This window comes from Alteromonas stellipolaris (assembly GCF_001562115.1).
GTDB lineage: Bacteria > Pseudomonadota > Gammaproteobacteria > Enterobacterales > Alteromonadaceae > Alteromonas > Alteromonas stellipolaris.
Genome location: NZ_CP013926.1, coordinates 3,204,325 through 3,217,889 on the forward strand (window position 1 = coordinate 3,204,325; position 13,565 = coordinate 3,217,889).

General features: G+C 39.8%; 12 protein-coding genes. 3 read left to right on the top strand and 9 right to left on the bottom strand.

The features are described from left to right. Positions 1 to 69 precede the first annotated feature (69 nt). From AVL57_RS13720 to AVL57_RS13760, 9 genes are all read right to left on the bottom strand, one after another. Positions 70 to 1,128: a hypothetical protein gene (locus tag AVL57_RS13720; RefSeq protein WP_057790486.1), complete on the bottom strand. Its 1,059-nt coding sequence runs from the start codon at positions 1,126 to 1,128 to the stop codon at positions 70 to 72. Next, positions 1,121 to 2,107 carry an endonuclease/exonuclease/phosphatase family protein gene (locus tag AVL57_RS13725; protein WP_057790484.1) on the bottom strand — a complete coding sequence of 329 codons (987 nt, stop codon included), beginning with the start codon at positions 2,105 to 2,107 and terminating at the stop codon, positions 1,121 to 1,123. The genes AVL57_RS13720 and AVL57_RS13725 overlap by 8 nt, the downstream gene beginning before the upstream one ends. An 83-nt stretch (positions 2,108 to 2,190) precedes the next feature. Next, positions 2,191 to 3,114 carry a glycosyltransferase family 2 protein gene (locus tag AVL57_RS13730; protein ID WP_057790482.1) on the bottom strand — a complete coding sequence of 308 codons (924 nt, stop codon included), beginning with the start codon at positions 3,112 to 3,114 and terminating at the stop codon, positions 2,191 to 2,193. An 11-nt stretch (positions 3,115 to 3,125) separates the two neighbouring features. Then, positions 3,126 to 4,067, bottom strand: coding sequence for a sulfotransferase family protein (locus AVL57_RS13735; protein ID WP_057790480.1), 942 nt, complete (start codon positions 4,065 to 4,067; stop codon positions 3,126 to 3,128). Then, positions 4,064 to 4,999, bottom strand: a complete 936-nt coding sequence (locus AVL57_RS13740) for a glycosyltransferase (protein WP_061997808.1) — start codon at positions 4,997 to 4,999, stop codon at positions 4,064 to 4,066. Before AVL57_RS13740 ends, AVL57_RS13735 begins: the two co-directional genes overlap by 4 nt. 20 nt (positions 5,000 to 5,019) lie before the next feature. Further along, positions 5,020 to 6,345: an O-antigen ligase family protein gene (locus AVL57_RS13745; protein ID WP_057790475.1), complete on the bottom strand. Its 1,326-nt coding sequence runs from the start codon at positions 6,343 to 6,345 to the stop codon at positions 5,020 to 5,022. Next, positions 6,335 to 7,423, bottom strand: a complete 1,089-nt coding sequence (locus AVL57_RS13750) for a GNAT family N-acetyltransferase (RefSeq protein WP_057790473.1) — start codon at positions 7,421 to 7,423, stop codon at positions 6,335 to 6,337. Before AVL57_RS13750 ends, AVL57_RS13745 begins: the two co-directional genes overlap by 11 nt. 3 nt (positions 7,424 to 7,426) lie before the next feature. Then, entirely contained in the window at positions 7,427 to 8,794 is a 1,368-nt protein-coding gene (xrt, locus tag AVL57_RS13755) for an exosortase (RefSeq protein WP_167542085.1), read from the bottom strand. A gap of 81 nt (positions 8,795 to 8,875) precedes the next feature. Continuing rightward, on the bottom strand, positions 8,876 to 10,288 hold the full coding sequence (locus tag AVL57_RS13760) for a TIGR03013 family XrtA/PEP-CTERM system glycosyltransferase (RefSeq protein ID WP_057790469.1): 1,413 nt from the start codon (positions 10,286 to 10,288) through the stop codon (positions 8,876 to 8,878). 149 nt (positions 10,289 to 10,437) lie between these two features. On the opposite strand from AVL57_RS13760, the gene AVL57_RS13765 reads away from it, so the two are divergent. The 3 genes from AVL57_RS13765 to AVL57_RS13775 are packed head-to-tail and all read left to right on the top strand — an operon-like array spanning position 10,438 to position 13,552. Beyond that, a complete protein-coding gene (locus tag AVL57_RS13765; protein WP_057790466.1) occupies positions 10,438 to 11,070 on the top strand; it encodes an XrtA/PEP-CTERM system exopolysaccharide export protein in 633 nt (210 codons plus the stop codon). A 26-nt stretch (positions 11,071 to 11,096) separates the two neighbouring features. Then, positions 11,097 to 12,665, top strand: a complete 1,569-nt coding sequence (locus AVL57_RS13770; RefSeq protein WP_057790464.1) for an XrtA system polysaccharide chain length determinant — start codon at positions 11,097 to 11,099, stop codon at positions 12,663 to 12,665. Next, entirely contained in the window at positions 12,665 to 13,552 is an 888-nt protein-coding gene (locus AVL57_RS13775) for an XrtA-associated tyrosine autokinase (RefSeq protein WP_057790463.1), read from the top strand. Before AVL57_RS13770 ends, AVL57_RS13775 begins: the two co-directional genes overlap by 1 nt. The last annotated feature ends 13 nt before the right edge of the window (positions 13,553 to 13,565 follow it).

The following is a 13,565-nucleotide window of genomic DNA, read 5'->3' on the forward strand; positions in this document are numbered from 1 at the left end:
TATTTACAAACGCAGGAGTCTACTGTCGTTTATTTAATTTAAAAAGCCTTAGGTTTACGCTATATCTATCTAAAGCACTTGTTCAAAACATTTCATTAAAAGGGCATCTGGTCTTAAATTAGACTTATAATAACTATGATTCTCTTCCATCATTTTAAATCTAGTATCTGTGCCTACATCTAACCTAATAGCTTGATCAACACACTCTTGTGCAGTGGTAAACGATAAATAGTGATTCCCCTCAGATAAGTTAGGAACATAATTTAAGTTTCTTTCTGCAACAATTGATTTAGACATCGCGACGTACTCGCCAAACTTCCACCCTATAGAGCCGTGAAGGCCTGTAGACGCAATACATATATCATGAGACTTCACTGTATGCAGGTAATTACTTTTCGTCGTTAGGCCGGTGTTATCAACCACTAATTCAGGATGTTGCTTTACTGCGAAATCCGTAGCAATTAACCCTCCGGTAAATCGGCTCCCAAATTTATCTCTTAAAAGCTCAATACACTTAGCACGCTGTGTATTAATCTCTTCTCTCTGAGCTTTTTGCTGTTCACTAATTTGGAAATAACTGTCGCTCTGAGTATCCCAAAGGCGGGCTAAAAAAAGTACTTTTGGTTCCTCCCTGAAAACCGGAGGAGAATAAATATTAGAAACTGATGCTTTGAAGTGTAACTTCCCTAGAAAGTCAGCTTGCTTTATTAACTCTTTTTTCCACTCTTTCGTACTGTAAAAAAGCGCACAACGTTTAAATCCGAAAGGATCAAATCCATCTGGATACACCAAGTAATTTAGTCCATACGGATAAACATTCTTGTGATAATTGTGGGGCTCTAAAGATGGGTTAAAACTACGTTTAAAATAATGATCAGTAAGCGCGTACGCTTCGAGGTCAATTGCAGCACTATCAGATGTATCAAAGCACAACTTTTTACCAGCTAGTTCTATGTGCAGTATATTAGGCTGCACGCTGAACGGCACCGTGCTTTTCCTAGCATCTTTACCTACTCGCATCGATACTTTGAGTGTGCCCTTTCGATGCAGCATTGTAAGCCCTGTATAGATTTGCTGTAAATGATTCGAGTTATTATCAGCATAGACAGTACATTTAAGCTTATTCACTCTCGGTTCCCTCCAAGACTATGGTACCTAGGATTGGCAAATGGTCACTTCCCAAATCATCACCTATCTCGGAATAAATAGGTGTAAACGCTTTAGTTACCAGTAAATGGTCTATACGCGGGCTTACCAGCCTACTTTTACGGGTTGAACCGTATCCGTTACCGCTGACGGCAAAAAGGTTGTCTAATTCGCCCCAATAGTGTTCATATTGGGCGTTTCTATCAGTGATATTAAAATCCCCTGCTATTATGACTGCATCGTTGGTAGACCACTTATTTACCAAAGCCTTAACTAGACCAAACTCAACGGCCTTTGCCTCTTTAAACAAAGACACCTTTGATTCAAAACCCTTTAACGTAGTAAAGCGATACCCAAAATTAGATATTGATGCAAAATGAACATTTGCTAGAAGAACAGATTCCCCTTCGATTTCTACCTTGTGTAATGACACAAACCTACCCCATCCGCCTAAAGGTTTCCTATCAAGACTATCTAGCTCTTCAAGCGCAAAACGCGACAATATGCACAAGCGCTGAACGCAATTAGTATAGATACCCTCATATTCACCTACATTGAACTGACCTAGGCGCGATGCCTCTTGAATAAAAAGGATATCTAAATCTTGTTCCACGAACCAATTGTATAGTCTTTCTTTCTCTACACGTTGAGCAACATTGTATGATGCAATTGAGAGCTGGTTCTCATGATTTGTCGCTGCGCCAACCTCGCTATTGAATAAAGAGAGGTTAAAAGGTGAAGCAAAGAATATGGCAACTAATGCTAAGGGAACAAGAAATTGTTTTGACTTCCCAAGAAAAATTAACGCTGGAACACACAATAAAAATAAAACGTAGTCAGGTAAAAAATCGATAAAATAAAAGATATCAAATAATTCTATATTAAAGATAAAGGCGCAACTGACCACGAATACAATACAAAGCAGGAGTATGCTAACTGCGCGACATAAAGCAAGAATCATTATTTTCGGTTCCGATATTTATAGTGGCTGTTTTAATGGTGTTTCGGGTCAAGAATTATCGGCGTAACGATGTCGCACACGGCTCATTTCCCATGAATTTTTTTGTATTCATCGTGCTTAACGCCGAATAGCCCCATAAAAGTGCCAACGCCAGAACACACTCTAAACAATCCATCAACAAGGCTACCTTTATTTCGCTTCAATAAAGACTTCAATATAAGCAGAACACCTCGCAAAACGCGGACGAGTGAATAAACAAGGCTCTTCAACACCGCTTTGATAAGCGATTCCTCAAAAATATGCGAACGTGTAAAGCCTATACCCGAACGAAATCCACGACGACAAAACCACTTTATATTTTTTCGGCTTGAAGGCATTTCTTCAACAACTGGCGCATCTGTGTAGATACACTTAAATCCTGCATGGGTGCATTTAAGTGCAAAATGATAATCACTTGCGCCAGTCATCGCAAAACGCTCATCAAAACAGGGCGACATCTCTACCAGTACGCGTTTACTTAAAAGCAAGTTATTGGTGTAAAAAACACTTATTTCCTGTCCTTCGCTTTGGTCTGGTGCAGGGTAAAGAATTTCAGTCGCCCAGTTTTGTTTACCAGCTTCGTCCACTGAAATGACATGGCTTGTCACGATATCTGCTGTGTACCTTTTCGCACTTAAAACTAAATCTGAAGCCCAAGTGTTATCTTTTGGCCATTCATCGTCATCAATGAATATCAAGTAATCACTATTCATAGAAGTTGTGATAGATACACACTTGTTACGGGCGTATACAATGCCAGCCTGTTTTTCAACATCATAATGAATTGGTATACAACCAGAGCGGCGTTGCTCTACAACTTCCTTTGTCTCTTCATCACAAGCGTTATCGACTACTAAAATAGAGGGTACTATACTTTCTGTGAATACCTGTTCCTGTAGAGCATCGAGTAATCGGGCTAACCAAATAGGCCTTTTACAAGTAATAATAGCGATGGTGACTTTTTCCATAGCAGGCCTTCTCAATATTTTGTTCTTAAAAACGATTCAACTTTTTTGAGTGGCCAGCTTAGTTTCCACCAAATCGACTCATAAGCGTCTAAAAAGTGACGTTTAAAATAAACCTCTTCAGTTTTAACCGCACTCAAATGCTCTGAAAGAACGCCGGACAAAGATGCTAAATAAGCTTTATATTCATTGACTGACTCAGATAGTCGAACTTCATCGACCACGTCACTACTGAGTGTTTCATAGACATCCATCGCAAGTTTAACGAGAGGCTCATCAGGAACTTCTACTGCCTGTTGATTCTTTAATTTCTTATCTATAAAACTTTGTTTTTGAGGATTTTGGCCAACAGATATTTCGAAGTGTTCAAATATTTTTCTTGCTGAATCGTCTGGAGAATTCAACAAGTCTTGATACTTGAGGATAAAAGGATTCAGCCCTTTTGCGCCGATGTAACCAGAAAGCGTATAGTTTAGCCAAAGATGCATAGATTTATTGATAGAAAACCCATCTCGTTTTTTAAGAGAGCCATGAACTTCCATTGGTGAACGTAACATCAAAACAAAGTTAATTTTGATTCCTCTGCTTTCGAGCACCTCTCTCCAGAAAGGCAATAGCAAAGTGGTTCTTGGGTCTTTCATACCCCAAAGGGTCTTTTTTGCATAATCTTTATCTAAAAGATGTTGAGCTTGAGCGCTATACCCAGCTAAAGATTTAGCTATTTCAGGGTCGATGCAAAGCGCTAACGGGTGGTCCCAAGACAATAATTGCTCGTCTAAAAGTCTGTCATTAAGATCCACAAGTAAGGAGTTTTCGAAAAAGCCTTTTTCGTTGACCCCTTTTTGCGGTGCAAACAAAGAACTTCCCATAAAAACACCGAGTTCGGAAAGAAGCCCCGATACTGCCGAGGTTCCACTTCTGTGCATGCCTACCACTACAATCGCATTTGGTTTCATACCATTTCACCTTTGATTCTTTTTCTCGTTCTTTTAATGGACACCAAAAATGAGCGAGGCGTCACTTTCAGAATCAAGGATGCAATCAATAAATCAACTCTGTATTTTTTAAGCTTCCATGAATTCAAATAGCAAGAAGCACATTCGTTAAGCTCGTTGATGTAGAAAAAATTGCTCGCATAGTGCCGAAAAACCCGGTATTCAGCTTCTTTGCACCATGCTTTCTCTTGTGCAGACAAATCGCTAATTGAGGATATTTTACTTATGCAGATTAAATCTGCAGTAAGCATTTTGGCCTCATTTAACGAATAGTTGGCACCATGGATTACGTAAGTCGCCAAGGGTTCATTCACTACGCCGAAGCGCGTAATTCGTGCTAAGCGAAGCCACACATGACGATCGTCTACACCATGCAATTCTCGGCTTTCATCAAAGCCTCCTATTTGAAGCAGTAAACTGCGCCTAGCCATTCCAGTGCAACACGATATGAAATTCTGCATCAGTAAGGCTTCGAAACAATCACCTTCAAAGCACGGCTTACTAATACTAAAATCACCGTTTCTATCAACTTCAATCCAGCTATAAACAACGCCGACATCAGGGTGTTGCTCGAACATTTTCATTTGCATTTCAAGCTTATTTGGCTTCCATAAATCATCCTGATCACAAAAGCCAACTATATCGCCTACTGCATGCTCAATACCTACGTTTCTCGCGGCTGCTACCCCACCATTCTCTTTGAAAACATATCGAACTCTCGGGTTATCAATATATTTATCTACAACATCTTTTGATGAATCTGTGGAGCCGTCGTCCACTATAATAATTTCAAAGTTTTCATAGGATTGAGCTAATAAACTTATAAGCGTCTTTTCTACGGTTGCTTCACCGTTGTACATAGCAACAATGACACTAGCTTTTAGTTGGTTCAATTGATTGTTCTCATCTACAGTTACAGTGATAGCAATATTCTAATGACTAGGTAAAGCGCTCCTAAGCTAATGACCGCTAACCCGCAAATTTTTTTAATTATGCCGCCATTGAGTGTAAGTGGCGTAATTTTTCCAACGCGATAATACATAGCGGCTGTCATCGCGACGAATATATAAACGACCATTATATAACTACGGCTTATAAAAAACGCGGTGACAGCATAGCCAATAAGTGCAACCAGTAAATACTGACTTAAGACTTGCTCTTTTTTAAGCGCCTCTTCATGACCAGGGCTAACATTTTCGCATTTCATAACACTTAAAAGCATGTAAAGGGCGGTAATCATAAACATCGCCCACATTATATATCCAAATATTCCAAGTTCAGCCATTACCGTGACATAGGTATTATGTGCGACCTTCGAGTGATATTCTAAAAAACGTTCTTTGCCGAAGCCAAACAAGGGCCTATGCTTAAGCATTTGAATACCCTCATACCATGCCGTCAAACGTTGACTCGCACTTTCATCATCCTTACTGATTTTACGGAAAGTCCCCATCGCAACGAGTACGCCTGGAATACTAATTGATGCAAGGATTATTGCCTTAACTTTACCGAATTTTATGTAGAACAAACAAAAGAAAACGCTCAAAAGCCCTAAAAGAGAACCTCTGCTGCCACTCCAATAAACCCCTAGACATAGCGCTAAGACTGAGGCCAACGCGCACAACCTCGTCATCACCCCCTTGCCTGTCAGCAGAAAGTACACTGCAACTGGAATATTCATGACAAGAAACATGCCCATATCATTGGGGTCGTTAAAGCTTCCGACAAACCGCGCCTGGACCGACTCCCCCCCGCCATCGTAACGATAAACTACCGACTCAGCCCATCCCTGACCTGTCGGGCTTTGCATTTGACTGTAGGCGTGTTGAACCATAATTAAAGCAGAGCTCAAGAATATGAAAAAAATCACATTTTGCCGTTTAATCGTGCTTAGCAAGCTGAAGTAGAGAATAAATGGAATAATGTTGGCGTTAACCCACTCTATTAACTTACTCAGGTCGCTAAAATAGCGAAAGGCGCGAATCTCAGATAACAACATAGAGAAAAGCAGTAGAATTAATAAGGTACATTGGATATTCCAAATTTTCGGTCTAAAGCTCACTAAATAGGAGAAAAACGTCAGTATCAGAAATGTTCTCAAAAGTGGAAATTCAATATCAAATAACGGCCACTCATGAGGACGAGCCAGCAGTAAAAAGGTATATATTGAAAGAAGAAAGAACCCAAACGAGGCATGATTTGCAGTATTGCTACTCATTTGCTTGTTGTTATTTACCATGACGCTCCCCTAAGAATTGTACTCTTAGGTTACTCAATATTTTCATGATAGCGTTTCGCCAACACTGAAAGAAAAATGTAAAACTACTTTTATGAAAAGTGAAGCCGTAAATAGGCTGGCTGTGCTCTGTAATGCCTTCCTTATAGGTAGGAGGCTTGGATAGTAAGAAATCATAATATTTTAGTTTTAAAGTGCGAGCCTGTCGAAGTTGTGCGCAATGCAAAAGCATACCGGGAGAAATATTGGGTTTAAAGGAAGTGTCTACTCCACTTTGATAAAACACCAAGTCATTGCCAGAGATAATTGAATAATTAACCGCTATTGTTTGTTCACCCTTTTTTACCGCAATTAAAGATAATTTCTCACTTACTAATAGCGCTTGCAAAATACTGGTGTGAAAGCGGTTAAAAGAAGTATTATCAAAAATGGAAGGGTGATCTGGCTGTCGCCATTTTATATTGTGAAGATGCTTCAATTCATCAAAGGTACGCGCTAAATCAGAAACACTGTTTACAGAATGATACGTAATACCAAGCTTTTCAGCGGCTTTGACATAACGTGCTGTTTTTTTCTCGAGCTTAGTTTCGCTATCAAGGGTATCAATAAAATATCGATTCCCTCTAAATTCTTTAAGATACCTATAACCTAGCTGATCAAACACTGACTTAATTTGACTATCTTTAGAGCAATTTGTTACTACTAACTTCTTTAGGCCAATAGTGTCAATCGCCTCTGTGAGAAGTTGACTAAGCTCGGAATTAAACGAACTAACTGACAGCATATCGAGGCCTTCACTACATACTTCTGCCGTTTCTGGTTCACCACTCCCTATGAACCAAAAAGTACCGGTACTGTCACCTACGCGTTTGTAAAGAGGTAATAAACATATGATCTCATCAAGATCCCATATAGATATGATTGAAAACGCCGTTACATGATTTTTGAATACATTTAGCCACGTCGTGATCCAATCGTAACTTAGAAAAACATTGCTGTTTATTGCATGTTTATAAAGCTTCTGCCAAGACTCTTTGATGTCTACTATTTGTTGTTCTGAGTCTAAAATGCGCGCTTCCATTACTTAAGACTCAGCATATGAAGAGCTTAGTGCGGATGTAGAACTTAGTAAGGAGCAATCACCAGAGCATTTAGTAATGGTAACCGCCAAACGATGGGCATTTACCCCATTTAATGCGCTTTTAATTCGAGCAAGTTTAAAGCTTCGTACAGAAGAAAACTGCTGCCCTTCGATTTCATAAGTATATTTAATAAGCCAGTAGCCACCCAACTTGTCACGACTGACTACTTGAATAGTTCTGTCAGACACTTCTTTTGATAGGGATGTGTGGTCGGTAGGTATTACAGTGTTTAAGTAAAATGTTGCTTTATTATCTAATTCTTCGCCATTGAAATAAAAGACACGACTCTGCTCGTTATTGCCCACACTGCTATCACTGCATACGAACGAGTAGTTTTCTACGGCCAAATTAATATCGTGTAGCTTTTCAGAGTTTGACTCACAATTCTCAGGTAGAACAATAGTATTGTGAATAGAAGTTTGCGCGGCATATGATGAAAAGCAGAGCGTCATTATTATTGCTATCGCCCCAGTAATCTTCACAGGAAAGTTTCCTGCTACTTCTTCCGCTGCTACTTTCGTGGTGGGATTGCTTAAACGCTTTCTTTCGTCTGCCTGCTCTAATTTCCCACCCAGATAAAATTGAATTAATGCCACTGGAACATAAATATACCAACCAAAGTTATTATGGTCCGTCATTAAAGAGCTTTCCATATTGGTATAGTCACCAATTAGAATGAGAAAAACTATTCTTAACCAGTTAGTGACTAAAGCCCCTGCGATTGCAAATACTATGAAGATAAACGCGCTTTTAAATGTTCTAAGATAAAGAAACACGTACAGTGAGCTAATCGCAAGCGATACGATGATATACCGCAAACCACTACACCCTCTGGCGATTTCAAATACACCTGCAGGAATGGTGACATATTCATTTTCTACAAAAACGGGAATATCCGTAAATGACATAATGAACGTAACCATAAACACAGAGAGTTCTTGAAAAAAGCCAGCGAATGCCCCCCAAAAGGGATAAATGAAGATGAGGTAAGAGAGAGGAAATATGAGCGACCAATTCAATCTAAAAACTTGTAAGCTCAAGAGAATAAGCAGTGAGAGGGATAACGACCAATACAACAGACTAATTTGCGACCAAACACTTATCCAAAATAAAACGCCAACGATAATGCCTGCAGCTAACCATCCATAATTAATTTTTGCTCTAAAAATCAACTTTTCTTGTTCAGCTGCAGTGTATATCAGATATAAAATAATAGCGGGGATTAAATAAGCGTGAGAGTACGTACCGTCGTCAAAGCCATTATCCCACAACGTCTTCATAACGGGATAGTTTAATAACGCCCAACTCAATATGACCATAGCCATCGTAACAAACGCAATTAGGCTATTCCTTGCTAGCATACTCTTAATCCCTATTTGAATACTTGAAGTCTATCTGCCTTTACCAAACAACACCACTTCAACAGTTCTGATAAGTATAAGTATATCTAGCAGAAGACTTTGGTGCTTAACGTAATACAAGTCGAACTTTAGCTTCTCCATGGAATCTTCCACACTTGCACCATAGGGATAGTTGAGCTGAGCCCACCCAGCCAATCCAGGTTTTACATTGTGTCGCTGATTATAATAGGGAACTTCCTTCACTAATTGCTCAACAAACTGAGGTCTTTCTGGGCGAGGGCCAATGAAAGACATTTCACCTTTAAATACGTTTAGCAACTGAGGCAATTCATCGACGCGGTATTTTCTAATAAAATGCCCAATTCGCGTTACTCGATCGTCATTTTTACTTGCCCATTTTGCACCGTCTTTTTCGGCATCAGGCCGCATACTTCGAAACTTTAGTATTTTGAACAACTGCCCATTTAAGCCAACTCGCTCTTGCGCGTAAAACACGGATACCCCTGTGCGGCGACCATCATCAAGATAGATTATGAGAGCAGTAGTCAGCATGATTGGCCATACAAATATGAACACAAATAACGCTAATATGGCGTTAAGGCTGTAATCCAGTGCATCTCTTAGATAATTTTGGCTTTGGAAACCATTTGAATAGATAACCCAACTTGGATACATCAAGTTTACAACAATTTGCCCAGTCTCTCTTTCCATAAAGTCGAGTAATTCGGTAACCTCGATACCGCGAAGGCGGCATTCAAAAAGAACTTCAACGGGCAAAGTACCGCGACGCTGGTCACACGCAATGACAATTTCTTCAATATCATTGTCATTAATAAACTGCTGGAAGTTCTCATCCACCTTTATGTGAACGATTTTTTCCCTACGAATACCATCTTCTCGGTTGTCACCGGGAATAGGCACAAACCCAACCATTTCAAAACCAATCCTATCAACATCGCGACGCATTCGCTTTTCAATAATTGATGCTCTCTCACCTGCACCCAACACAACTATACGAACTTTGCCTAAACCCAAAAGCCCCAAGCGGTTAGTAAAGTAGCGAAAAATGACCAGCGTGATGATAATCGAAAATACAGCAGCCGGCAGGAAATAAGCATCCATCACCAGATCATCGAATAACGCTCTACTGATGATTTCAACAAGAAAGTAACTTAACCCAACACTGACAAATATTCGTCTTATAATCCCGCGAAAAGTTTCCCTTAGTTTTGCTTCATACAAGCCCACAGATAGTGAGCAAAGAAGAATAGAAACGGTAAGTAACCCTACGTTAATGATTAGCTTTTCCGGTGGAACTGATGAAACAAGCCCAACTTGTGTAAGGATAAAGTACGTAATATATCCCATATAAGCTATAAGTAGCGCTTCTGTCACTACAAGAATATTAGAGCGCTTATTTTGATTTCGCTTATTTACTGCCACCCCTGGCCCCTTAATACTACGAACTAATCCCTATCATAGAGGGATTTATTCTAATAGACTAGAATTGTTATTGGCATTATAGTGAGATTTGCCGTAGGGTAAACACCGAAAGCAACAATTTAACCATAATGAGTGTAGGATGATCTCTTATGTTTCGTTTTAAAAACATGCATTTAAGCTTTGCATTTTTACTTGTATTAATACTTGCTGGGTGCTCGAATACTTCAACTCTCCCCCAAGCTACCACCAGAGCATCATTAACAACCGATGTAAATGAATACCAATATCTAATCGGTCCTGGCGACTCGCTAACTATTTTTGTTTGGCGTAATCCTGAAGTGTCCGGTCAGTTTATTGTTAGACCTGATGGGAAAGTAACTACTTCACTTGTCGAGGATATCGATGTAGCAGGACGAACGCCGTCTATGCTCGCTCGCGAAATTGAAGAACAGTTATCAATATACATAAACAACCCTCGAGTTACTGTGAGTGTAAATAATTTCTCTGGTCCTCTTAGTGAACAAGTTAGAGTTATCGGTGAAGCCACTAACCCAAGTGCGGTAAGTTATACCGAACACATGACTTTGCTCGATTTAATGATAGCTGTTGGCGGATTAACGGAGTTTGCTGACGGTAATAATGCAAAATTAGTTCGCGTAATCAATGGACAGCAATCCACATTTGCCCTAAGCATTGACGACTTAATTCGAAGCGGTGACATTCAACAAAATGTAGACATTCTCCCAGGCGATATAATTATTATTCCAGAAGCTTGGTTTTAGTTCTAAGTAGTAAACGGAACATTTAAATGCAGGATTTACAACAAACCTTACTCCAATTTTTAGATCTACTAAAAGGGATTTGGATTAAGAAACGCCATGTCATAATTATGTCGTGGATAATTTGCCCAATTGGCTTCTTTATGGTTGCCAATTTGCCGGATCAGTACACCTCTACCGCAAAAGTCTATGTTGACACCCGTTCGGTTCTTCAACCTCTGCTGAAAGGTCTCGCTATTCAGTCTGACCCAGATCAAGAAGTCAAAATGATGGCCAGGACGTTACTAAGTAGAACTAACGTTGAAACCATAGCTCGAGAGAGTGATTTAGATATTACCACTAATTCAGAAAGAGAATTTGAAGATTTAGTAACCCAACTTTCTTCATCAATTGATTTACGTTCAGCTGGCAGGGACAACATCTATAACATCTCATTTGCTAATGCCAACGCAATTACCGCACAAAGGGTTGTACAAGAGACGTTAGACCTTTTTGTGGAAGGCTCATTAGGAAACAACCGCCGGGACACTGATACTGCAGGACGTTTTTTAGAAGAGCAAATTGCTGAATATGAAAGCCGACTAGGTGAATCTGAACAACGACTTGCCCAATTTAAACGTCAGTACAATAATATTCTCCCCCTTTCAGGCACTTATTATAGCAGCCTCCAAGGTCTTAATGCGGAACTTGAGTTAACTCGTTTAAGCATCAAACAGACTAAACAACAAGTTGACTCATTGAAGTCGCAGATAAAGAAAACATCAGCAAAAGATAGTTTTGCGGTAACTAATCAAGAAAACTCCGGCTTAAAAACTCGATATGACGATCGAATCAGAAAATTAGAGGAAGACTTAGACCGCCTTCAACTTAGGTTCACAGATAAACACCCTGATGTAGTTGAATCTCAATTGCTCCTATCTAGCTTAGAGAAGTCTCGTCAGCGAGAGATTGAGGCATTCCTTTCAAGTGTTGACGAAGAAGACCAATTACCTCTTAACGAGCTAACTCAAGAAATCCGACTAGAAATGAGTAAACTTCAAAGTGAGGTTGCCTCATTAGAAGTAAAAGAGACAGATTTACAAAATAAAATTGCGGAGCTTGAATCTAAAGTCGACTTAATACCGCAGATTGAAGCGGAGTCCTCAGCGCTTAATAGGGACTATGGAATAACGAAAAAGAAATACGAAGAGTTATTGTCAAGAAGAGAAGCCGCAGGCCTTTCAAGACGGGCAGAAGTTTCTGCTGAAGAACTTCAGTTTCGTATCATAGAGCCGCCTCTTGCCGCCAGTTCACCGTCAGGTCCAAATAGACTAATCCTTTACACTGCAGTATTACTTGCAGGGTTTGGTTCTGGAGTAGGTGTAGCGTTTCTAGTAAGCCAGCTTTCTCCGATATTGATAAGACCTAAGCAATTAAACAGTCTCTCAGACTACCCAATATGGGGAACGGTAAGCCATTTAAATATTGTCAACATTCAGAAAAAGAACAAATTTAGATTATTAATCTTCGCTTTGTCCTGCGGGATGATTCTGCTGCAATATGGTATATTAGTGGCTGCAGAAGTGATGAATATTAATTTAATCGAGAGGTTTTTCTAATGTCTAATACAATTGAAAAAGCATTGTTAAAACAAAAACAGAAAAACGCTTTAGCAAACAGCTCGAATCAGGAAAGCGCGAGCAATCACGTTACCGAGCCTCAACTTGAACCTAATGACGTTGCTAAGCCAGAGACCAAATCTCCCAAGAGCGGTTTTAAGATTAATCTAGAGAGACTAAGTGACAATGGTCATATCTCTCTATCTGGTGAGCGCAGACAAATTAACGAAGAGTACCGAGAGATTAAGCGGAAATTACTCGCTAACGCTTTTGGCCCACTCGCTAAAACCCTTCATAACCCTAATATTATAATGGTTACAAGCAGTCGCCCTTCTGAAGGTAAAACATTTACTGCGACAAACCTCGCGTTGAGTATTGCTGCAGAGCAGGATAAAACCGTACTATTAGTAGACGCGGATGTGCTAAAACCGAACGTGCTAAACACATTAGGTTTAGAGAGGCGTAAGGGATTAATGGAGTATCTTATTGGTGAGGTCGACGATATTTCAGAAGTGCTGTATTCCACCAACATCGACAAGTTGAAAATTATCCCTGCGGGTCGATCGCATCACCTTTCTACGGAGATGCTTGCTAGTCATAAAATGCATGAAACGGTTGATGAATTTGCCAACCGTTATCCTGACCGAATTGTGATATTTGACACGCCTCCGCTAATTGGTATTAATGAAAGCGCTATTTTAGCTAATTTTGCAGGTCAAGCAGTAGTTGTCGTGGAAGAAGGTAAAGCGAAACTTAACGACGTTAAAATGTCTGTAGAACGATTGAACCCTGATATGGCAATTGGATTTGTGGTTAACAAGTCAGTGCACTATGACACCGATGGAAGCGGATATTATGGATATTACTACTCTGAGCGTAAAGACTAAGTTCCGCAAGGTC

Bases quoted from the DNA above. Each gene is read 5' to 3' on its own strand.
- AVL57_RS13730 (WP_057790482.1), bottom strand. From the start codon at position 3,114: ATGGAAAAAGTCACCATCGCTATTATTACTTGTAAAAGGCCTATTTGG.
- AVL57_RS13765 (WP_057790466.1), top strand. From the start codon at position 10,438: ATGTTTCGTTTTAAAAACATGCATTTAAGCTTTGCATTTTTACTTGTA.
- AVL57_RS13775 (WP_057790463.1), top strand. From the start codon at position 12,665: ATGTCTAATACAATTGAAAAAGCATTGTTAAAACAAAAACAGAAAAAC.
- AVL57_RS13750 (WP_057790473.1), bottom strand. From the start codon at position 7,423: ATGGAAGCGCGCATTTTAGACTCAGAACAACAAATAGTAGACATCAAA.
- AVL57_RS13735 (WP_057790480.1), bottom strand. From the start codon at position 4,067: ATGAAACCAAATGCGATTGTAGTGGTAGGCATGCACAGAAGTGGAACC.
- AVL57_RS13770 (WP_057790464.1), top strand. From the start codon at position 11,097: ATGCAGGATTTACAACAAACCTTACTCCAATTTTTAGATCTACTAAAA.
- AVL57_RS13725 (WP_057790484.1), bottom strand. From the start codon at position 2,107: ATGATTCTTGCTTTATGTCGCGCAGTTAGCATACTCCTGCTTTGTATT.
- AVL57_RS13745 (WP_057790475.1), bottom strand. From the start codon at position 6,345: ATGGTAAATAACAACAAGCAAATGAGTAGCAATACTGCAAATCATGCC.